Genomic DNA, 21,197 nt, shown 5'->3' on the forward strand with positions numbered 1-21,197 from the left:
CGGTTACTCGATCATAATTCGCGCGATATCGCCTTCTGCGATGGTGCCTATGCACTCGACGGAGCAGACGATGCCGCGCCGTTTCTTCGCGGCAGCCGTGAAGCGGGTAGCCGCCGCAGGATGGCCTGTCGCTTCGGCGATCATTTCGCCCGGCCCTGTGCAGGGCAGGTTCTCGCCTTCGCCGATCAAGCCTGTTCCGGCAGGAAACAGCAGGCGTGCGCCCTGCGGCAGCAGCGTGAGGGAAGGATATCCCTCCAACAGCAGATTGGCGCCGAGCCACTCCGGGAGCACTTCGGGCAGCCCTAGCCGCTCGGCGATTTGAGCGCATTCCTCGACGGAGACGATGCTGATCTGTCTCCGGTTGGCAATCTCGGTGCCGCGCGGATAAAATCGCTGCCGGCTGTCGGCGGGCCGTGTCAGCCCGTAATGCCGGTCGCCGGTAATGCCGGCAAGATCTACGGTGACGGAGCTTTCCCGCGCGGTGACAAACGTATGCGGATCACGGGCGGCCATCACGGCCTTGACCCGGGCTTCAAAAGTTTTCATAGCAGCGTTATTTCCCCTTTCCGTACTAGGTTAAGCTTACCAGAATGGCGCGCGAACAGACAAGAAACCCGGCTTCCTCCAAGGGAAACCGGGTTTTGTGCGCGAACCGTAAGCGGTAACCGGATTACTCACCGGCCGGCATCGCTTCGGGGGATGTCATTTTGTCGTAGAACTCTACGAACTTGTCCTTGCTGTCGCTGGCGCGAACCGCCATGGCCGAACGCGGATGATCGTTCAATACGCCAGCGATCATGTAAGGAATAATGTAGCCCCACTCCCACTTCTCGCGCATTTTGATCATATGCTTCTCAATAATGCCGAGCACCGGACGAACGTCGTACTTCGGATTTTTCAAATGGCTGACGATCAGCTCCGTCGGGCAGTTGCCGGCAGCTCGTCCCATGCCGTATACGGACGTGTCAAGGAACTCGACGCCTTTGGTTGCGCCCGTGATCGTATTGGAGAAGGCGAGCTGCATGTTGTTGTGCATATGCAGGCCGAGCTTCTTATTCGGCAGAAGACGCTGGAATTTGGAGACGAGATATTCGACATCCCGGTAGTCCATGCTGCCGTACGAATCGACGATGTACACAACATCGACCGGACTCTTGGCAATTTCTTCGAACGCTTCGTTCAGATCGTTCTCCATCACGTGGGAGAGCGCCATAATGTTGATCGCCGTTTCATAGCCGTAATCGTTGAATTTCTGCACCAGATCGATCGCTTTATCCACATCTTTGATGTAGGTCGCTACGCGAATGAGGTCAAGCAGACTGTTTTCTCGGGGGAGAATGTCCTTTTCGTCAACGCGTCCGATGTCGACCAGCGCAGACAGCTTGGTGTCGGTCTTTTGCGGGAGGACTTCCTTCAGGAAATCCTCGTTCAAAAAGCGCCAAGGACCTGCTTCAGCACCTTTCAGCAACTTGGCCGAGTTTTTATAACCGATCTCCATATATTCGACGCCGGCTTCGCTCAGACCGTAATACATGTCTTTGACAAACTCGACGCTAAAATCCCAATTGTTGACCAAACCGCCGTCGCGGATGGTGCAGTCCAAAATATTGTGGTTTTCCCTGACCATAATGATTGACTCCTCTCCAAAATAGGCGGCCGCTTCGTGGCTTTTAAGCTTTTAAGCGATAAAGCGTATGTTTTTATATATAAATATTACATATGGCTCGCCACTTGTCAATGATAACAAATTCCCCGTACCGTGGCAATCTCATCTTCGCCGAAAATAAGCAAAAGTTGCAGGACTTTCCGGGGTTTTGTGGAAACTTGCAGTATAATGGAGACAGACTTGCGAATTTTGCGGGGCGGGAGGGTGAGACATGCTGAAATACAATATCGCTTTTATTCGCAGCGGCGATCGCTTGCTCATGCTGAACCGTGGGAAAGCGCCGCTGCTCGGGCTGTGGAACGGGGTCGGCGGTAAGCTGGAGCCGGGAGAAACGCCGCTGGCGAGCGTTATACGGGAAATCGAAGAGGAGACCGGGCTCCGGCTCGAAGAGGAGGCGGTGCGCTTCGGGGGGACCGTGACGTGGGAGGTGGACGGCCGGGATGTCGGGGGGATGTACGCTTTTATTGGAGAGGCTCCGGGTGATGCGCTGCCGGATTTGCCGATGGAGACGGCCGAGGGCATCCTGGCGTGGAAGCCGGTCGAATGGGTGATCGACCCGGAAAATTACGGTGTGGTGCAGCATGTCCGGCATTTTCTTCCGGCGATGTTGGCCGGAGAGCCTTGTGCGGAGTACCGCTGCTTTTTCCGCGAGGGAGAGCTACTGAGCGTCGAACGGCGGCCGCTGCAAGAGGTCGTGCGCTAAGAATGACGCCGATTTTGACAAAAGTAAAGACGTCCCGTTTTCCTTACTCCAAGAGAAGGATACGGAACGTCTTTTTGGCGTGCCTGCGCGCTAGGGCGTCCTGATCAAGCTCAGACCGCCGATGAGCGGCAGCGGCTTCATCCACCCGTTCACGGCGTTCAGAATGCCCATGATAAATAGGACGAGCAGGCCAAGATTGGCCAGCGGCACGAGCAGCAGCCCGATGAGCGGCAGCAGCCCGAGCACCAGATTGGCGGCGATCGAGGTCAAGAGCAGCACCAGCCCCTGATTGGCGTGGTACATGGCAAACTTCGACTTCGGAGCGGCAAGCAGCGGCACGAAAAATAACAAATACGCCGCGGCGCCAATCCATTGGTTCAAACGAACGTCCTCCGGCTCGGGGCTTTCGGGTGGTACGTAGTACATGGCGTACACCTCTTTCGGATCAGGATTTGGCGAAGCCGGATCAGGCAGCGGTTTCGCTATCATCCTATGCCTGCAGGCGAGGGAGTATGTGCCGCGCTTGGAATAAGCATCCTTCATCGGGGCAAACTAGAGCCAAACGTGAACCTATTACCGACAAGCGGAGGAACCTTATGAGCAGCACACCGATTTTGTTTCAATTCGATTCCCAGAATGCAGCCGCTTTGGCCCAGGATATGCTGGAGGAGCTCGGGTACCGCGTGAGTCCGCATACGAATCTGAAACACCCTACTCTGCATGTCATTGTAGACCGGCACGATCTGACGTCTGCGCTCGAAATCGTCCAAGCTTATGGGGGACGCTTAATCGAAGCGGAAGGCTCGCTGAGCGAGACCGCGGCTTTCGCGATGGCCTACGATCAAGACAGCCTGATCCCGATTCCGGCGCATTTCGTGAACGAGGATTGGACCGAAAGCGAGCCGGCCGTGTCCGCTTCGGATTATGTCAACCGATCCAGCGGCGCATACAATGACGAGAACGTGCCGTTCGATCCTTCGGGCGACGACTATAACGGCTTTGATGCCGGCCTGCGTTTCTAAGCGGCAAGCGGCGGTCTGACGCCGTCTGGACAGCGGTTACCCGGCGAGACGCGGGCCGCTGTTTCTTTTTTTGGCCCGATCCTTTTTTGTTGGCTGTTCCTCACATCCTTTGACCGGTAAAACAAAGTTGCACAGGGCCTATTTTTATTGGCGGGTAAAACACTGTTTCTCTAGACCCACTCGGTTTTCGTCTGATATGATGAGCCTGACTTAAATCAAGTTTATTTTGGCAAGAGTTAACGGAGGGGAACCGCCGTGGAAATGCATGATTCGTTAAAAGAAGGCGAAAAGGGCGCGTGGGTTAGCATTATCGCGTACATCCTGCTTGCCGCTTTTAAGATCGGCACGGGGTATACGACTGGCTCCGAGGCGCTCACCGCCGACGGAATCAATAACTCGACCGATATTATCGTATCGCTCGCCGTGCTGATCGGACTGCGCATCTCATGCAAGCCGCCGGATCGGGATCACCCTTACGGGCACAGGCGGGCCGAGACGATTGCTTCGCTCGTCGCGTCGTTCATTATGGCTGCCGCCGGGATTCAAGTCGTGCTGCAGGCGTGCAAGAGCTTTTTCGTGACAGACCGTCAGGCCCCGGATTTGCTTGCCGCATGGATTGCCCTCGGGTGTGCGGCCGTCATGTGGGGAGTATATAGGTATAACAGCCGTTTGGCGAAACGGTTAAACAGCCAGTCGTTGAAAGCGGCGGCCTACGATAACCGGTCGGATGCGCTCGTCAGCATCGGGGCGGCCATAGGCATTATCGGGTCGCGCTTTGGCTATCCGATCCTGGATGCGGCCGCGGCGCTCGCCGTCGGTTTGGTCATTTGCAAGACGGCCTGGGACGTATTCATCGATGCCGCCCATGCGCTCACCGACGGGTTCGACGATACGAAGCTGAAGGTGTTCCGGCAGACAGTACACCAGACGCCCGGCGTAGAGCGGATCAAGGACATCCGGGCCCGGGTGCATGGCAGCAGCGTGCTGCTGGATGTCGTCGTGGAGGTCAGCGCCGAGCTGTCTGTTGGCGAAAGTCACGAAATCAGCGACGAGATCGAGAAGCGGATGCAGGAGGAGCATCAGATTGGCAACGTGCACGTTCATATCGAGCCTTATGTCGAATAGAAACGGGAGTTCCTTTTAAATAAAGGGACCCCCGTTTTTTGCATATTTATGTTCGTTTCAGGTTAACGTCATAAATTTGTAACAACTGAAAATTACAATGAAAGTAATTCACAGATTAGACACAGATAAAAAGAGTGTAGGGAGGAAAGCATCATGAAACATGCTTTAAAGTCCATCGCAAAAGGGTTTTTGTTCGGTCTTATTGCTATTGGGATGGTGCCTTACTTGGTGGTTCAAGCGTTGACCGAACTGTAATTCGCCGCTAAGTTGCTCATCATAAACCGAGAGAGGATGGCCTGCGGGCCACCCTCTTTTTTGTGCTTTGGGAAAGAGGCTGGGGCTTTTACGCTTCAAGCGTGCCTTGTGCGGCCTGTGCGGCGAACGTCCCTGTTGTATAGCCTGTGGCAAAGGCTGCCGTGATGTTATAGCCTCCGGTATACCCGTGGATGTCGAGAATCTCGCCGCAAAAGAACAACCCCTCCACAAGCTTCGACCCCATCGTCCGCGGATCGAGCTCCTTCAAATTCACCCCGCCACCGGTGACAAAAGCCTCCTCGATCGACAGCGTCCCGTTCACCTGTACGGGAAACGCCTTGATCCGCTTGCTTAATTCCATCCATGGCTGTTTCGGAATATTATCGTATGTTGTTTGCTCGTCCAGTCCGGCTTGTCGGAGCAAAAGCGGGACGAGGCGTTCGGAGACGTACCCTTTCAGCACGTTTTTGACCGCTTTTTTCGGCTCGCTTTTAGCCATAGCCATCATCTCGTCATAGATCTCCTGCACGCTTTTGTCCGGGTATAAATCAATGGTGGTCAGCACCTGCTTCTCCGCCGTTTTTTGCCGCTCTTTCACGACGAATTGACTGCACCGGAGCGCGATCGGGCCGGATAAGCCGAAATGGGTAAACAGCATGTCCCCTTGATGGGAAATGATTTTCTTCCCCTTGATGTTCCAAACCGTAAGCTCCACGTCCCGCAGTGACAAGCCCTGAAGCTCGCGGCTCTTGATAAAGGGCTCGCCGGAGGTCAGCGGAACTTCTGTTGGAAACAGCGGCGTGATCGTATGTCCCGCGTCCTCGGCCCAAGCGTAGCCGTCGCCGGTCGAGCCGGTATGCGGCACCGATTTGCCTCCGCTGGCGATGACGACGCACGCTCCGGCGATCGTCTCGCCCGTCCGGAGGCGAATGCCTGCAGTGCGTCTGTCTTGATAAAGCACCCGCTCCACCGCGCGGTTCACCCGAATGTCCACACCTTGCTTGCGGACTTGGCCAACAAGCGCGTCGACGACGGTCTTGGCTTTGTCCGTCACGGGAAACATCCGCCCGTTGTCTTCTTCCTTCAGCCGGATGCCGAGATTTTCAAAAAAAGTGATAATTTCACGATTGCCGAAATGGGCGAGCGCACTGTGCAAAAACCGTCCGTTGCCCGGAATATGCTTAATAATCTCGTCGATTTCCTTCGCGTTCGTAACGTTGCACCGGCCTCCGCCGGAAATGCCGAGCTTGCGCCCGAGCTTGTCTCCTTTATCGACCAGCACGACGCGGGCGCCCTGCCTGCTGGCTGCAATACAGGCCATCAAGCCAGAAGGCCCGCCGCCGATGACGATGACATCGTACTTCATATCCATTCTCCATTCTGTTCCTGCTCATGAAGCGTCTTTGCTAGTATTATAGCCCAAAACGAAACGATCCCAAAATGGCTGCGGAAGATGGCTACCACATGAAAGAAGAAAGCGGGCCGCTTGCTGCTGCGGCCGTTCGCGGGCAACGACGGACGGTGGGAAATGGGGTGCTTTTTCATAGACATTACGTTACAATGGGATTCGTACAATTTGTGTTGTTCGACATTTTTTTATGTAATTCATACTATTTCTACAAATATTTCTTTTTTGTATTATAGTCAATATTAACCAATGAAACAAGAGAATAATGGAAAAACATAGGATGAAATGCCTATAAACTATCTTTGAAGCAGTCTTCGACATAGTCGGGGGCCGCTTTTTTAATTTGCTGGACTGTATGGAGATAGCGCTGCGTGGTGTTGATGTGCGTATGTCCGAGCGATTCCTGAACCTGCTGTAAGGAAGCGCCGCGCAGGAGGGCGAGAGTCGCGTTCGTATGGCGGAGCCAGTGAGGAGTCGCCTTTTTCTCCAAGCCGCATTGCTCGCGGGCTTTCTTGATAATTTTCTCGACAAGGCGGACGGATAAAGGGAACAGCTTGTCCTCCGGCCCGGGCGGCCCCGGCCTTGTTGCTTCATAAGCTTGAAGCAGCGTCCACAGCATATGCGGCACCTTGACTTCGCGTTCTTTATCGCCTTTGCCGCGAATCGTGAGCCACATAGAAGCGCCTTCGGGGTCGGTGTGAAAATGGTTCCATTGAATCGAAACCAGCTCCGATACCCGGATGCCGAGCAATACCAACGTGACTCCGATGACGTAATCGCGCAGCCCTTGCTGCTTTAACTGCCCGAACAAACGAAGCACTTCGGCCTTCGTCAAATAATGATTTTTACTGTTCACTTGGATTTTGGGAATGCGGATGCAAGAGGTCGGGTTATGCTTAAACATGCCGATGTTCGGGTCGCTGCCCCACTTGTAAAGCGAGCGCAGAGGCGCGATATGTATGGCTACCGTCGCAGGAGCTTGAGGCTTGTTTGCGCGGCTTAACAGCCCCTCCAACAGGCCGATTTTATAGACCTCGATTTCCCGCCAGGTTACGTCCTGTAACGATTTATCGCCGATAAAGCGGCGGAATTTGGCGATCGCGTTGCGGTAATTTCTCATCGTATACGGGGATCGGGAGCAAGTCGTCAGAAACATGTTGACGATTTGTTCATCCGTGTATTTTTCGGTTGGTTTCCATTGTTCGGGAAGATGGATTTGAGCGAGTAGGGTTTGCATAAGGTCTCCTTTCTTTTTCGAACAACACAAATTGTACGAACTCTATTGTATCACGCCTGACTACGGAAAGGAGGGGCTTGAAGGATTTCGGCAGGGCGCGACACATGGGCTGAGGAGGGGTAACGCGTGCGGGATCGTTTAGTCACTCAAGAGTTGGTTCGGTTAATGGAAAAGGACGTCGATACCTATGAGCATAGTCTGCGGGTAGGGAAGCTCGCGAAGAGCATGGCGCTGATGATGCGCCTGAATCTTGCGCAGACCCGGCAATTGGTGATCGGATGCTGCTTGCATGACATCGGGAAAATCTACATGCCCGACTCGATTTTAAAAAAAGACACGTCGCTTACGGAAAGAGAATGGAGGATGATGAAGCAGCATCCGGTGCTGGGTGCGGATATATTGAAAATTCATGCGCCGGAAGAGCGGGCGATCATCGACATCGTCGAATTTCACCATGAGCGATGGAACGGAACAGGCTATCCGTACGGCTTAGATGGGGTGGACATTCCGGCGTTCGCCCGGATCTGTACCATCATCGATTCCTTCGACAGCATGCTATCCGACCGGCCCTACCAATCAGGGATGTCGCTGGAGGAAGCAAAGGAAGAACTGCGCCGGCACAGCGGCACGCAGTTCGATAAGCAGTACGTGGAATTGTTTCTGCAAATGCCGGGCGAGATGCTTCATCGTACTTACGCAAGACGCGAAAGCGTCAATCTTACCGTCCAGTCTTCAACATAAAAAGTGAGGTCCTCGAAGGGCCTCACTTTGTGTTCAAATGATCCATGTATTATGCCGATTGCGTTTGTGAATCCGATTGCAGCTTGCGGACGGCGAGTCTTGCGATTCGCAGGTCGTCCGTTTCCTCGATAACGAACTCGAATTCGTTCTGGTAGGTGACGCTCTGTCCATGCTTGGGCGGAAGCTCCACCTGCGAGTACATCCATCCGCCAATCGTGTCGTAGTTCTCGGACTCGATTTCCAGACCGAACTGATCGTTCACTTCGTCGATTAACATCAGACCGTCGATGGAGTAGTTGAATTCGTCTTTCTTCTCCACACGCGCCCGCTCATCCGGGTCGAACTCGTCTTGGATTTCGCCGACGATTTCCTCGAGAATGTCCTCCAGCGTTACCATGCCTGAAGTTCCGCCATATTCGTCGATAAGTAGGGCAATCTGCACTTTTTTCTTTTGCATCAGCTTGAGCAGCCTGCTGATCGGCATCGAATCCGGCACTTTGGCGATCGGACGCACGATCGAGCGAAGCTCGATCAGCGCGCCGTTCGACTTCATCAGATCCTTGATATGAACGAAGCCGATAATGTTGTCTTTATCCGGGTCGCATACCGGATAACGGGTACGCATTTCGCGATGCGCGATTTCCATGTTATCCTCGAACGGCAGATTGGCATACAAGCAGGCCATTTCCGTCCGCGGGATCATAATTTCGCGCGCGTTCGTTTCAGTAAATTCGAATATATTGTCAAAAAGCGTAAGCTCCGTATTGTCGATGAAGCCGCTTTTATGGCTTTCTTTCACTAAAAGACGGATTTCCTCTTCCGTATGGGCCGATTCGTGCTCTGTGGCCGGTTCGATGCCTGCGCGTTTCAGCATCCAGTTCGATGCGCCGTTCAGTATCCAGATGAAAGGGTACATCAGCTTGTAGAACATGATCACCGGCAGCGCGGACCAAAGCGTCACGTTCTCCGACTTGCGGATCGCGTATGTCTTCGGAAACTGCTCCCCGAGCGTAATATGCAGCGCGGTAATGAGCGAGAAAGCTACTAAGAAGGAGATTGTATGAATAACGACGGGGCTTAATCCGAGCCAATCTTTAAGGATTGGTTCGAGAAAAGCGGCGATAGCCGGTTCTCCGACCCAGCCGAGTCCCAGCGACGCAAGCGTGATGCCGAGCTGGCAGGCGGATAAATAAGCGTTCAGGTTGCCCGAAATTTTTTGCGCGAACCGCGCGCTCACATTGCCGCTTTGGGCGAGCGAATCAATGCGGCTGTTTCTTACTTTGACCATGGCGAACTCCGCGGCGACAAAAAAGCCGTTCAGCAGCACCAAGACGATAATGAGAACCGCGTTAAACAATAAAGGTAACGGGTCACTACTCAATCATTCCCTATCCCCTGCGTGAGGTGAATAGGTACACCTCCCTTAAATGTTCAAATAATAGACAAAAACTAACGATAGCTTATAACCCATTATACTCGGAATGTATACTGGCGCTCAAACGGCGAGCGGGCCACTCCGGGGTATGCACGGGGTGTGCGGACTCCGAATCGAGAGGTATTAGCGGAAATCCCCCCATTTGCCGCGAATTTGTTCGATTTCGTGCGAAAATGACGAAAATTCGATTGATTTTTAAATTCTAACGGATTTCCGGGTTGACATCGGGGACGGGCTATGGTAAATTTATTCGATATTCGCAAGAATATACGTAAATCCTCATACAACCCCTACACGGAAGATTTTCCTCGAGAAAGCAGCGTTATTTCCGCACATGTTTAATCGATCATTCAAGGAACTCCCATGATTAGGAATTGTTGTAACACTGATTCACACTGGCGCGGTCTTCGGAGCCGCAAGGATGGAAGAGAGGCAGGGCTTTCATTGTTTTGGTATGCGCAGCATCATGTACAGAAATTGGTTTTGCTTTGGGGTAAAGAAGGGTAACCGGTGTTTTTAAACGGCCAAAAAGGCTCGGTCAGGGACAGATCCGCTGACGGAGCCTTTTTTGCTTGCCGCGCAGTTGCTGATTGCCGGGTTAATTTCCGCTCCTAACATATTTCTAACAGTTTTCCCCTATAGTTAAGCTCAAACGGCATTCCAGAGAAAAGAGGTTACGGAATTGAATCTGTTCGTGTATAGCGTCGAACTTTAACCGGATGAACCCGCCGTACTGCTTCGAGCTGAAGTCCGTTCAAGTGTTTGCGGGAGCGGTAACCTACGAGGCATTTGCTTATATGTATGCCTCAGGCCATGGCTTGACGCGGATTGAGAGCGGGATCTGGCTTTAGCCGGGAATGAGTGCCCAAAAAAGCTCACGATTTTTGAAAAACTAAGAAATAGTGAGATTTGTAGAGATTGGAAAAGAACGATATCTGAGAAAGCGCTCTTATGTGCCTGATCTTCCCTTTTTTCGCTCCATAACCATTCCCGCCGTTCTTTACAGTTGCTTTCGACAAGCGTAATATTCAATTCATAAATTTACAGTTTCCAAATTCTTATCGCTTAATTTCCGCCATCGTGCGGAAAGCGGGGGAACCACAAGGGAAGCCTGCGCTGCCGGTGTGAGAGCCGAAAGCCATGCGTCCCCGGGGTGAATCCTCATCGTGCATGTGAAACATGCACTGAGGTAGGGCGACTCTCACCGCCCGAATCCGTCAGCTAACCTCGTCAGCGTTGGATCGAACAGCCGTTTAGAGGCCGGCCGCGGCCTTTGTTCGAATGGAGAGAGGATGATGAAGCTTGTGATCGTATAGCGACCACAGGGCTCCTGCCTCTGTGGTTTTTTATTGTCTTTTTTGGAAAAACGGAACGCCAGTTCTATTCGAGAAAATATAAAAATGCAGCCATTCCATGCAGTATATCGCTGAATTCCCGGCTCGCCGGGAAGCGGGGGAACCAACGGGACAGGACGGCGCGTTAGACGCGCGGATCGGTCCCAGGGGTGAATCTCTTCGCGCTTGCTTTGCAAGCGCTGGGGTAGGGCGACTCTCACGCCCGAATCCGTCAGCTAACCTCGTAAGCGTACAGAGAGAGGCAACGATTGTCGTGAGCTCATAAGACACGGTTTGTTTCACCGTGCCTGGAAGCCGCGGGAAGAGTCACCTCTTGCCCCAGGCTTCTTTTTTGTTGCCTTTTCTCCTGGAGTGAACAGGAGGAGAACGTATAAAAATGACCATAGTATCATCTGGCTATATTTTGGTGTCCGCGCCGAATAAGGCGGGAGAAAACTTTATCCGCGAGCTGCAAAGACGGCAGCTTCGCCTTGCGGCCATTGTCAACAGCAAGACAGAGCATAAGAGGCTGGCCGGGCTTGGCGTCGGGAACGTGGTGACGATCGACACGTCAGGCTGCGAGTCCTGGACCGTGCCCCAGTTTGCGGTCAGCCGAGTGTATTTATTCGAGAAAAGCCTGAACTTGTCGTGCCGGTACATTCAGATTTGCCGGACGTGGACGAACGGGCCGATTTATCTGATTACGAGCAATCCGAGCCCCCGGCTCGTGTATAAGGGGCTTGGCGCGCATCATGTCATTTATACGAACGGCGACGATGTCGGATTTTTGATCGACGGTCATTTGGAGTAAACGGGCGCAATCGCTCGGAAGGAGGCGTTGGAAAGTGGCGGACTTGTACATGGCATTGCTGTTGGCGGGAACCTACGTATTGTTCTGGGGCTTTCTGACCTGGTGCAGCCGGGTAACCGAGGAATCGGGAGGGGACGGACGATGATCGTCATCGGGGGAATGATTTTATTCGTATTCATCTATTTGGCGTATGCCTTGATTCATCCGGAGAAGTTTTAACGATCCGGATTCGGCTTGTTTACTAAAGGAGGTTTGGACCCCGTGGGTATTTTGCAAATGGCCGTTGTCATAGGGATTCTGGTGCTGCTCGTGAAGCCGCTCGGCACTTATTTATATCATGTCTTTTCCGGCGAGGACAATCGTACGGACCGCTTGTTCGGATGGGCGGAGCGGCCGATCTTCAAGCTGATCGGGCTGCGCGAACGCAAGGGGATGACATGGAAAACGTACGGACTTAGCTTTATCGTCACCAATCTTGTGCTGGTGGCCTTCGGATATTTGCTGTTAAGACTGCAAAAGCTGCTGCCGCTCAATCCGAACGGCATCGACAATATGGAGCAGACCTTGTCGTTCAATACGATCATCAGCTTCATGACGAATACGAACCTGCAGCATTACAGCGGGGAGTCGGGACTTTCTTATTTGTCGCAAATGGCTGTGATCACCATGATGATGTTTACTTCCGCGGCGACGGGGCTGTGCGTGGCGATTGCCTTTATCCGCGGCGTCACGACCAAGGGCAAGACGCTGGGCAACTTCTACGAGGATTTCGTCAAGGCGCACACCCGCGTGTTTCTGCCGTTTGCTTTCGTGGTCACGCTGGCGCTGGTAGCTTTGCACGTGCCGCAGACGCTGCAGCCGACGATAACCGTGCAGACGCTTGAAGGGGCGGAGCAGCAGGTTGCGATCGGACCGGTCGCGTCATTGGAATCGATCAAGCACTTGGGGACGAACGGAGGAGGCTTCTTCGGCGTCAATTCGTCGCACCCGTTCGAGAACCCGAATCCGCTGACGAACGTGATCGAGATGCTGTCCATGTGGTGCTTGTCAGCGGCGCTGCCGTACACGTACGGGTTGTTCGCGAAAAACCGGAAGCAGGGGTGGGTTATTTTCTCCGCGATGCTCATTTTGTTCGTGCTGTTCCTGTCGCTCGTCTACACGTCCGAGTTAAACGGTAACCCGGCGTTGAACAAGCTGGGCATGGACGCTTCCCAAGGCAGCATGGAAGGCAAAGAGGTGCGCTTCGGCATCCCGATGTCGGCCTTGTTTACGACCATTACGACGGCGGCGACGACCGGTTCGGTCAACAACATGCATGATACGCTGACGCCGCTAGGAGGCATTACGCCGCTCGCGCTGATGATGCTGAACAGCGTGTTCGGCGGCAAAGGCGTCGGACTCGTCAATATGCTGATGTACGCCATTCTGGGCGTGTTCCTTGCAGGTCTGATGGTCGGACGAACCCCGGAATTTCTGGGGCGGAAGATCGAGGCCCGCGAGATGAAATTGATCGCCATTGCGATTCTGGCGCATCCGTTTATTATTTTGGTGCCGACGGCGATTGCGCTTGCGACCGAGCTGGGCAAAGCGGCGATCACGAATCCGTCGTTCCACGGCATCTCGCAGGTGCTGTACGAATATACGTCGTCGGCGGCCAATAATGGCTCCGGCTTCGAGGGTCTGGGCGACAATACGCCGTTCTGGAACATCACGACCGGCCTTGTGATGCTGTTCGGACGCTATATCTCGATGATTGCGCTGCTGGCCGTGGCCGGTTCGCTCAACCGCAAGCAATGGGTGCCAGAGACTGTCGGCACGTTCCGTACGGACAACGGTTTGTTCGTCGGTATTCTCGTCGGAACGGTGCTCATTATCGGGGCGCTGACGTTCCTGCCGGCCATCGTGCTTGGGCCCGTGGCCGAGCATTTGACGCTGCGTTAAACGTGAAGATCGCGAAGGAAGAGGGGAGTTACCCATGAGTTCGAATCGAAAAAGCATGATGTCCGGACCGATCGTCCGGAATGCGATAAAAGAAAGCTTCGTGAAGCTGAATCCGGTCACGATGATGAAAAATCCGGTGATGTTTGTGGTCGAGGTAGGCACGCTCGTCGTACTGCTAATGACGCTGCTGCCGGGGTATTTCGGAACGGAGGAGAGCGTTGGCTTCAACTTCACCGTATTTGTTATCCTGCTGTTCACGGTGCTGTTCGCGAATTTCGCGGAGGCGCTCGCCGAAGGGCGCGGGAAGGCGCAGGCCGACTCGCTGAAGAAATCGAAGAAGGAAATCACCGCGAATAAAGTGACGGGAGCCGGCGTGAAGCAGGTTCCCTCCACCGAGCTGCGGAAGGGCGATATCGTCATCGTATCCCAAGGCGAAATGATTCCCGGCGACGGCGAAGTGATCGAAGGGCTGGCGTCCGTGGACGAATCGGCGATCACCGGGGAATCGGCTCCGGTCATTAAAGAAGCCGGAGGCGACTTCAGCTCGGTGACCGGGGGGACCCGGGTGGTGAGCGACAAGATCCGGGTACGCATTACGAGCGATCCCGGCGAATCGTTCATCGACCGGATGATTTCTTTGGTCGAAGGCGCGAAGCGGCAGAAGACGCCGAACGAAATTGCGCTGAACACGCTGCTCACCAGCTTGACGCTCATTTTTATGATCGTCGTCGTCACGCTCGCTCCGATTGCCCGCTACCTGGGGATCGAGCTGCAAATTCCGATGCTGATCGCGCTGCTGGTTTGCTTGATTCCGACGACGATCGGCGGTTTGCTGTCGGCGATCGGAATCGCCGGGATGGACCGGGTGACCCAGTTCAACGTATTGGCGATGTCGGGGAAAGCCGTCGAAGCGTCCGGCGACATCAACACGATGATTCTCGACAAAACGGGCACGATTACGTTCGGGAACCGGATGGCGAGCGAGTTCGTACCGGTCGGCTCGGCGGATTCCGATACGGTGGCGAAGTGGTCTGCGATCAGCTCGGTCAAAGATGAGACGCCGGAAGGCCGCTCCGTGCTGGAGCTGATGAAAAAGCAGAACTTTTTGTTCGACCAAGCCCTCGCCGAGGGCGGCGAATTTATCGAATTCAAAGCCGAGACCCGGATGAGCGGCATCGACCTGACGGACGGCCGCCAAGTGCGCAAAGGCGCCGTGGATGCGGTAAAGAAGTGGGTGCAGGCGCAGGGCGGCGTCATCCCGGCCGATTTGGAAGTCAAGGGCAATGCGATTGCCTCGGAAGGCGGCACGCCGCTGGCGGTGGCCGTAGACCGCGAAATATTCGGCTTGATTTATTTGAAGGATACCGTCAAGCCCGGCATGCGGGAGCGATTCGAGCAGCTGCGCAAGATGGGCATCAAGACGATCATGTGTACGGGCGACAATCCGCTGACAGCCGCAACGATTGCCCGGGAGGCCGGGGTGGACGATTTTATCGCGGAGAGCAAGCCGGAGGACAAAATCGCCGTGATCCGGCGCGAGCAGGCCGAAGGCAAGCTGGTGGCGATGACCGGCGACGGCACGAACGACGCGCCGGCGCTGGCGCAGGCCGACGTGGGTCTCGCGATGAACAGCGGGACGGTGGCGGCGAAGGAGGCAGCCAACATGGTCGATCTCGATTCCGACCCGTCCAAAATTATCGAAGTCGTAGCCATCGGCAAGCAGCTTCTGATGACCCGCGGCGCGCTGACAACGTTCAGTATCGCCAATGACGTAGCGAAATATTTTGCGATCATCCCGGCGATGTTCACGCTGGCGATTCCGGAGATGGAAGCTCTGAACATCATGAAGCTTGGTTCGCCGATGTCGGCGATTCTTTCGGCGCTGATTTTCAACGCGATTATCATCCCGCTGCTGATTCCGCTGGCGATGAAAGGCGTAACCTACAAGCCGATGAGCTCGACGCAGCTGCTGCGACGCAATCTATTCCTGTACGGGCTGGGCGGGGTATTGGTGCCGTTCGTCGGCATCAAGCTGATCGATCTGGCGGTTCACCTGTGGATTTGACGGGCGAAGACTTGCGTCCATTTTTTCACGAAACAAGATTTGTAGAGAAAACAAGTTGGAGATATGATATATAGAAAGGGAATGATTCCTTATGGTAAGCCGCACCAATCATGAAGGGGCTGAGACGGCCCGCTTCTCGCTCAGTATTGCCGTACGCGCTTCGATCGTGTTTATCGTCGTTTGCGGTCTTATTTATCCGCTCGTCTCGACCGGAATCGCGCAGGTGATTTTTCCGGCTCAGGCGAAGGGCAGCCTGATTCAAGACCGCAGCGGCGTTGTAGTCGGCTCCGAGCTGATCGGGCAGAAATTCAGCGATCCAAAATATTTCCAGGGACGCGTATCGAGTATTGAATATAAAGCCGATGCCTCGGGCTCGACTAACTATGCGCCGTCGAACCCCGAGCTGCTGAAGCGGACGCAGCAATCGATTGAGTCCTGGAAGACGGCCAATCCGGGCGTGCCGGTCAGCGAAGTTCCGATCGACCTGCTGACCAACTCCGGCTCGGGTCTTGATCCGCATATTTCCCCGAAGGCAGCCCAAGCGCAAGTGCCGCGGATCAGCAAGCTGACGGGAATTGCCGAAGCGGACCTCGGACAGCTGGTGGAGCGCCAGACGGAAGGGCGGGATCTCGGTGTATTCGGCGAACCTCGCGTGAACGTGCTGAAGCTGAACCTGGCGCTTACCGAAATGATGACGAAAAAGTAGTGTAAAAGGAGCTGTTGTGTTTTGTCCGGAAAAGCCAAACATACCGCCGCCGTGTCGCTCGGCGTCATGGCCGCGGGATTCGCGGCGACGATACCGTGGGCGGATCATACGTGGGTTCGCCTGCTGCAAAGCGGATTCGAAGCGGGACTTGTAGGGGGACTGGCCGATTGGTTTGCCGTGACCGCCTTGTTCCGCCATCCGCTGGGCATTCCGATCCCGCATACCGCGCTGCTGCCGAATAACCGGCGGCGCGTAACGGAAGCGCTCATTACAACCGTCGAGCAGGAACTGATCAGCAAAGAAAGCATCCGCAGCAAACTCGCCGGGCTGAAGATCGTTTCGCGCGGACTAGAAGCGGCCGAACGGGTTTTGGAATCCGACAAGACGCAGCAGAGTATCGCCGTATTGTGCGAGCGGCTGCTGGACTATATCCCATGGGATCGTATACCCGCGCTGCTGGAGAAGGAAATCCGGCAGCGCATTGACGCGTTGGAGGCCGCACCGGCTCTCCGCAAAGCGCTGGATCAAGTGTACCAGCATCAGGGGGACGAGAAAGCGCTCGATTTTCTGTTGGATTTGGCTGAGCAGCTTGTACTGACGAGAGAAACGCAGCACCGACTTGGCGCGATGGCTGTCCAGGCGATGCATGGGCTTCAGACGAACGGATTTATGCAGCTTGCGGTTAACGCGTTTCTTGGTTTTTATAACGAAGAAAAGCTTGGGGCGATGATCCAGCAGTTTGTGTGGAACGCCATCCGCGAGATGAAGCGGCAGGGGAACAAAAACCGGCGGGCGCTGCTGGCAGAGCTGCGTGTCCGGCTGGAGCGTTGGCTGGCCGATCCGGAGACGGAGGATACGTTAAACGCTTGGAAGATCCGGCTGCTGGACAACTTGGATCTCACTGCCCGGACGGAGCGATGGGTAGAGCAGTTGAAGGAGCGGCTTGTGGAAACGGTGCGAGAGCCGGATTTTGCCGAGCGCTATGCGATTCCTTTTCTGAAGGAGCTGCTGCATCGGATTCGGGAAGACGAGCAGGGCATGGAGAAGCTGGAGCAGTGGGTTCATGAGCAGCTTGGCCGCTGGGTGGAGGCGAACCATTCTAAAATCGGCGCTTTGATCCGGGAGAATGTGGACCAGTTCGACAATGAGACACTGATTGCATTAATGGAAGATAAAATCGGAAGCGACTTGCAGTGGATTCGGGTCAACGGCGCGCTATGCGGTTTTTTGATCGGACTGGTGCTGGGAGCGGTCAAACTGTTCGTCTGACGCCGGGAGAAGAGAGGCGATGTCAGGATGGGGACGGAAACGTTCAAGCGAAAAACGCCGGAGGAAATTTTGAAGTCCATCTCCAAGCTTCATCAAGGGCGGCTGAAAGTGTATATCGGGGCGGTGAGCGGGTCGGGAAAGACGTATCACATGCTCCGGGAAGGACAGCTGCTGAAGGAACAGGGGATCGACGTCGTCATCTGCGCTGTTTCCACGATGCAGCGGCCGGAAACGGTCCGGCAGATCGGCGATTTGGAGCGGGTGTCCAGCATCCATTGGCAGAAAGACGGTATAGAAAAGAAGGACTTGAATCTGGAAGCGCTCATCGAGCACAATCCCGAGGTTGTGCTGGTGGACGGCTTGGCGCACCGTAATCGCGAAGGGGCTCTTTTTCCGACACGGCTTGAGGATATCCGGTATTTACTCAGCAAGGGCATCAGTGTCATTACGACGGTCAACGTGTACGAACTGGAGGGCGCAACGGAGCTGGCTCAGAAGCTGACCGGCATCGAGGTGCGTGAAACGGTATCGTCCGATACGCTGGACCTGGCGGATGAAGTCGTGCTGATCGATGCGACGCCGGAGATGATTTTGAGCCGCGTCGAGGAAGGCAGTGTGAAAGCGCAGAAAGGCGCGGGCATATTCAAGCGGGGCAATCTCGCAGTGCTCCGGGAGCTCGCGCTGCGGCTCGTGGCGGTAGGCGTCAACGATTCGCTGGAGAAGCACCGCGAAGAGCTCGGGCTGATCGGACCGTCAGGCGCGGCTGAACGCATTCTCGTATCCGCTCAATATCACTGGAACGGTTCGATTTATGTGCGGCGGGGCCAACAAATCGCCAAGCGGCTGAACGGCGACCTGCTTGTGGTTGCTTTTGTCCATCCAAAAAAGGAGTTGTCTAAGGAAGAGGCGGCGTTTAAGCGGTCGATGGTCAAGCTGGCGGAGAAGGTTGACGGAGTGTTCGAACAGCTGCCATTTAACTCGCGGCGTTCTTTGCCCGACGTGCTGGTGAACTATGCGCTGGCGCATCGTGTAACGCGTATCGTCCTCGGGCACTCCAAGCAGACGTTATGGCAGGAGCTGTGGCAAGGGTCGATCGTGCACGACATGCTCAAGCGGACGTGTAACATCGATATTTTTATCGTGGCGGATCGAGCGGCGCATGAGGGCGAGCGTATTTTGCCGACCAAACAGACCAAGCGGAAGAAAGCGTCCGATCTGTACCGGCGGCTCAGCACGGATGAGGTCGAACGGGAGATCGAGCAGCTACGTAAAGGCCGGTTCAAGGTGTATATCGGCGCGGCTCCAGGTGTCGGCAAGACGTATACGATGCTGCAGGAAGGCAACGATCTGCTGAAAAAGGGGATCGGCGTGCAGATCGGGCTGCTGGAAACGCATGGCCGTAAGGAGACGCAGGCGCAAATCGGCGAGCTTCAAATGATCCCGCGGCAGGTGATCGATTACCGCGGCACGAAGCTGGAGGAAATGGATACGGACGAGATTATCCGGCGCAAGCCCGAAGTCGTGCTGGTCGACGAGCTGGCGCATACGAATGTGCCGGGCAGCAAAAACAAGAAGCGCTACGAAGACGTGCTGGAGCTGTTGTCAGCAGGCATTTCGGTCATCTCGACGGTGAACGTGCAGCATCTGGAAAGCTTGAACGACGCGGTGGAGAAGCTCACCGGAGTTCGTGTCCGGGAGACGGTACCGGACCATATTTTACGCTTGGCCGACGAAGTTCAACTGATCGACGTCGCGCCGCAGACGCTTCGGCAGCGCATGAGAGAGGGGCGTATTTACGCGCTCGACAAAGTGGATCAAGCGCTCGGTCATTTTTTTCGTACGATGAATTTGATTGGGCTGCGGGAGCTGGCTCTCCGTGAAATCGCCGATGACGTGGACGAACGGTTGGAATCGTACGAGCGCAAAAGCTCGCTTCGCGGTCCGTGGCGCCGGCAGGAATCGATCTTTGTGTGCGTGGACGTTACTCCGGACGCCGAGCGATTGATCCGGCGCGGTTTTCGCATCGCTCATCGGCTGAAAGCCGTATGGCATGTTGCCTACGTCCAGCTCGGCAGCGGGGCGCAGAGCAGCGAGCTGGACGCCAGATCGGAGCAGCTCCGCAAGCTGACGGAGCGGCTTGGCGGCGTCTTTCAAGTGCACCGGGCGGAAAATCGGCTGCGTCTGCCGGAAGTGTTGGCTGCCAAGGCGGATGCTTGTCAGGCGACACAGCTCATTATAGGCCAATCCAGCAAGTCTTCCTTGAAGGAAATGATACAGGGCTCGGTCGTGAAGAAGCTGCTGCGCCGCTCCCGGCATATGGATGTGCTCGTCGTAGCGGATGCCGAGACGAAACCGGGCTGACGCATGAGAAAGGATCGTATAACAGGATGAAAATTCAAGAGCTGGCCCGGCGGCTGAACGTCTCGACCCGGGCGATCCGATTTTATGAGGAAAAGGGCCTCCTGTCGCCCGCCAAGCATCCGGACAACGGCTACCGCCGGTTTACGGAGGAAGACGCTTGGCGGCTGCAGACGATTCTTGCGCTGCGGGAGGCCGGTATTGCCGTAGACGATATTCGGACCGTGCTGGAGCGGACAGACCGGGCCGAAACGGACGAGGTCCGGCGCTATTTGGAACTGCAGCGCTCGGCTCTTTATGGGCAGTGGCTGGAGCTTCGGGAGACGCTTGCCCTGCTGGACGGCATGATCGAGCGAACGGAAGACGAGCCCGAATCGCTTCGGCATCGTTGGCATGCGCTGGCGGAACGGGCTAAGGCAAGCAAAGCGATTCGCGATTCATGGGCCGATCTTTGGAACTTTGATGCGCTGTCGGAGCAATGGGAGCTTAGCGGCAGTGCCGGCCTGGCGCCGCATGTGCCGGCCGAGCCCGCTTACTCGCGCATCTTGGCTCAGGCCGCAGAGCGGGTTGCTCCACAGCCCGGGGAATGGGGACTCGACATTGGAACAGGCACCGGCGGTTTTGCCTCCCGCTTGCTTGAAAGCGGCGTGCGCATGGTCGGGATTGACCAATCGGCTGAAATGCTGCGCCGCTGCCGCATGCAATTGCCGTCTCTGGAAACGAGAATGGGCAATTTGCTGTCCGTTCCATCATTTGACGGACAATTCGATTTCGTCGTGACCAGCTTTGCGTTCCATCATTTGACGGAAGCGCAGCAGCCGCTCGCGTTGGCGGAGATGGCCCGGGTATTGAAAGAGAAGGGGCGCATCGCCATCGTGGATTGGATGGATGCCCCGGATGACCTGTATGCGGCAAGCGGAACGGCTCCCGGCGAAGAGCATTATGCCGAATCGCAGCGGTTGATCGCTTGGTTTCAGGCCCATGGATTTTGTGCGGAAGCCGTGAGTTTAGATCAAGCCTCCGTCTGCTTAGTGCTCGCGGTCCGCGCTCCGTTGTAAACCTTCTATGTGTAAGTCAATCCCTCCAATTGTTCCACATAATAACACACATTCCTCCCGAGC

The 21,197-nt window shown here is 55.2% G+C and carries 19 protein-coding genes and 2 riboswitches; of the genes, 13 read left to right on the top strand and 6 right to left on the bottom strand.

What is annotated here, in order from left to right:
• Positions 1-3: 3 nt before the first annotated feature.
• Both BLO51_RS14610 and BLO51_RS14615 read right to left on the bottom strand, forming a co-directional pair.
• Positions 4-546 carry an MOSC domain-containing protein gene (locus tag BLO51_RS14610; RefSeq protein ID WP_090672977.1) on the bottom strand — a complete coding sequence of 181 codons (543 nt, stop codon included), beginning with the start codon at positions 544-546 and terminating at the stop codon, positions 4-6.
• Between the two features lie 124 nt (positions 547-670).
• Entirely contained in the window at positions 671-1,627 is a 957-nt protein-coding gene (locus BLO51_RS14615) for an aldolase catalytic domain-containing protein (RefSeq protein ID WP_090672979.1), read from the bottom strand.
• A gap of 250 nt (positions 1,628-1,877) precedes the next feature.
• Here BLO51_RS14615 and BLO51_RS14620 point away from each other — a divergent pair, with 250 nt between their 5' ends.
• On the top strand, positions 1,878-2,369 hold the full coding sequence (locus BLO51_RS14620) for an NUDIX hydrolase (RefSeq protein WP_090672981.1): 492 nt from the start codon (positions 1,878-1,880) through the stop codon (positions 2,367-2,369).
• 90 nt (positions 2,370-2,459) lie between these two features.
• Here BLO51_RS14620 and BLO51_RS14625 read toward each other — a convergent pair whose 3' ends face one another.
• A complete protein-coding gene (locus BLO51_RS14625) occupies positions 2,460-2,795 on the bottom strand; it encodes a hypothetical protein (protein ID WP_090672983.1) in 336 nt (111 codons plus the stop codon).
• Between the two features lie 170 nt (positions 2,796-2,965).
• On the opposite strand from BLO51_RS14625, the gene BLO51_RS14630 reads away from it, so the two are divergent.
• Together BLO51_RS14630 and BLO51_RS14635 are read left to right on the top strand one after the other, a co-directional pair.
• Positions 2,966-3,391 (top strand): hypothetical protein, encoded by a 426-nt coding sequence (locus tag BLO51_RS14630; protein WP_090672985.1) that lies wholly within the window; start codon positions 2,966-2,968, stop codon positions 3,389-3,391.
• Between the two features lie 255 nt (positions 3,392-3,646).
• Positions 3,647-4,516: a cation diffusion facilitator family transporter gene (locus BLO51_RS14635; RefSeq protein WP_090672987.1), complete on the top strand. Its 870-nt coding sequence runs from the start codon at positions 3,647-3,649 to the stop codon at positions 4,514-4,516.
• Positions 4,517-4,859: 343 nt separating this feature from the next.
• Here the strand turns inward: BLO51_RS14635 and BLO51_RS14640 are convergent, their stop codons facing one another.
• Positions 4,860-6,137 (bottom strand): BaiN/RdsA family NAD(P)/FAD-dependent oxidoreductase, encoded by a 1,278-nt coding sequence (locus tag BLO51_RS14640; RefSeq protein WP_090673074.1) that lies wholly within the window; start codon positions 6,135-6,137, stop codon positions 4,860-4,862.
• Positions 6,138-6,468: 331 nt separating this feature from the next.
• The gene (locus BLO51_RS14645) at positions 6,469-7,416 is read right to left on the bottom strand and encodes a tyrosine-type recombinase/integrase (RefSeq protein WP_090672989.1); all 948 of its coding nucleotides are present in this window, start codon (positions 7,414-7,416) and stop codon (positions 6,469-6,471) included.
• Between the two features lie 126 nt (positions 7,417-7,542).
• Here BLO51_RS14645 and BLO51_RS14650 point away from each other — a divergent pair, with 126 nt between their 5' ends.
• Positions 7,543-8,157 (top strand): HD-GYP domain-containing protein, encoded by a 615-nt coding sequence (locus BLO51_RS14650; RefSeq protein WP_245719671.1) that lies wholly within the window; start codon positions 7,543-7,545, stop codon positions 8,155-8,157.
• Positions 8,158-8,206: 49 nt separating this feature from the next.
• On the opposite strand, the gene BLO51_RS14655 is transcribed toward BLO51_RS14650, so the two are convergent.
• Positions 8,207-9,538 carry a hemolysin family protein gene (locus BLO51_RS14655; RefSeq protein ID WP_245719672.1) on the bottom strand — a complete coding sequence of 444 codons (1,332 nt, stop codon included), beginning with the start codon at positions 9,536-9,538 and terminating at the stop codon, positions 8,207-8,209.
• Positions 9,539-10,311: 773 nt separating this feature from the next.
• Between BLO51_RS14655 and BLO51_RS30825 the strand changes: the two genes are divergently transcribed.
• From BLO51_RS30825 to BLO51_RS14695, 9 genes are all read left to right on the top strand, one after another.
• On the top strand, positions 10,312-10,443 hold the full coding sequence (locus tag BLO51_RS30825; protein ID WP_281180361.1) for a hypothetical protein: 132 nt from the start codon (positions 10,312-10,314) through the stop codon (positions 10,441-10,443).
• A gap of 201 nt (positions 10,444-10,644) precedes the next feature.
• Positions 10,645-10,843, top strand: a riboswitch (cyclic di-AMP (ydaO/yuaA leader).
• A 163-nt stretch (positions 10,844-11,006) separates the two neighbouring features.
• A riboswitch (cyclic di-AMP (ydaO/yuaA leader) is annotated at positions 11,007-11,193 on the top strand.
• A 130-nt stretch (positions 11,194-11,323) separates the two neighbouring features.
• On the top strand, positions 11,324-11,737 hold the full coding sequence (locus tag BLO51_RS14660) for a hypothetical protein (RefSeq protein WP_090672992.1): 414 nt from the start codon (positions 11,324-11,326) through the stop codon (positions 11,735-11,737).
• 159 nt (positions 11,738-11,896) lie between these two features.
• Positions 11,897-11,956 (top strand): potassium-transporting ATPase subunit F, encoded by a 60-nt coding sequence (locus BLO51_RS31190; RefSeq protein ID WP_375377945.1) that lies wholly within the window; start codon positions 11,897-11,899, stop codon positions 11,954-11,956.
• Positions 11,957-11,998: 42 nt separating this feature from the next.
• The gene (gene kdpA, locus BLO51_RS14670) at positions 11,999-13,678 is read left to right on the top strand and encodes a potassium-transporting ATPase subunit KdpA (RefSeq protein ID WP_090672996.1); all 1,680 of its coding nucleotides are present in this window, start codon (positions 11,999-12,001) and stop codon (positions 13,676-13,678) included.
• 34 nt (positions 13,679-13,712) lie between these two features.
• On the top strand, positions 13,713-15,743 hold the full coding sequence (gene kdpB, locus BLO51_RS14675) for a potassium-transporting ATPase subunit KdpB (protein ID WP_090672998.1): 2,031 nt from the start codon (positions 13,713-13,715) through the stop codon (positions 15,741-15,743).
• A 91-nt stretch (positions 15,744-15,834) separates the two neighbouring features.
• Positions 15,835-16,449 (top strand): potassium-transporting ATPase subunit KdpC, encoded by a 615-nt coding sequence (gene kdpC / locus BLO51_RS14680; RefSeq protein WP_090673001.1) that lies wholly within the window; start codon positions 15,835-15,837, stop codon positions 16,447-16,449.
• Positions 16,450-16,470: 21 nt separating this feature from the next.
• The gene (locus tag BLO51_RS14685) at positions 16,471-17,718 is read left to right on the top strand and encodes a DUF445 domain-containing protein (protein ID WP_090673003.1); all 1,248 of its coding nucleotides are present in this window, start codon (positions 16,471-16,473) and stop codon (positions 17,716-17,718) included.
• Positions 17,719-17,745: 27 nt separating this feature from the next.
• A complete protein-coding gene (locus tag BLO51_RS14690) occupies positions 17,746-20,079 on the top strand; it encodes a universal stress protein (protein WP_090673005.1) in 2,334 nt (777 codons plus the stop codon).
• A gap of 26 nt (positions 20,080-20,105) precedes the next feature.
• Positions 20,106-21,134 (top strand): MerR family transcriptional regulator, encoded by a 1,029-nt coding sequence (locus BLO51_RS14695; RefSeq protein ID WP_090673007.1) that lies wholly within the window; start codon positions 20,106-20,108, stop codon positions 21,132-21,134.
• Positions 21,135-21,197 lie beyond the last annotated feature (63 nt).

The sequence above is a fragment of the Paenibacillus tianmuensis genome (assembly GCF_900100345.1).
Lineage (GTDB): Bacteria > Bacillota > Bacilli > Paenibacillales > NBRC-103111 > Paenibacillus_G > Paenibacillus_G tianmuensis.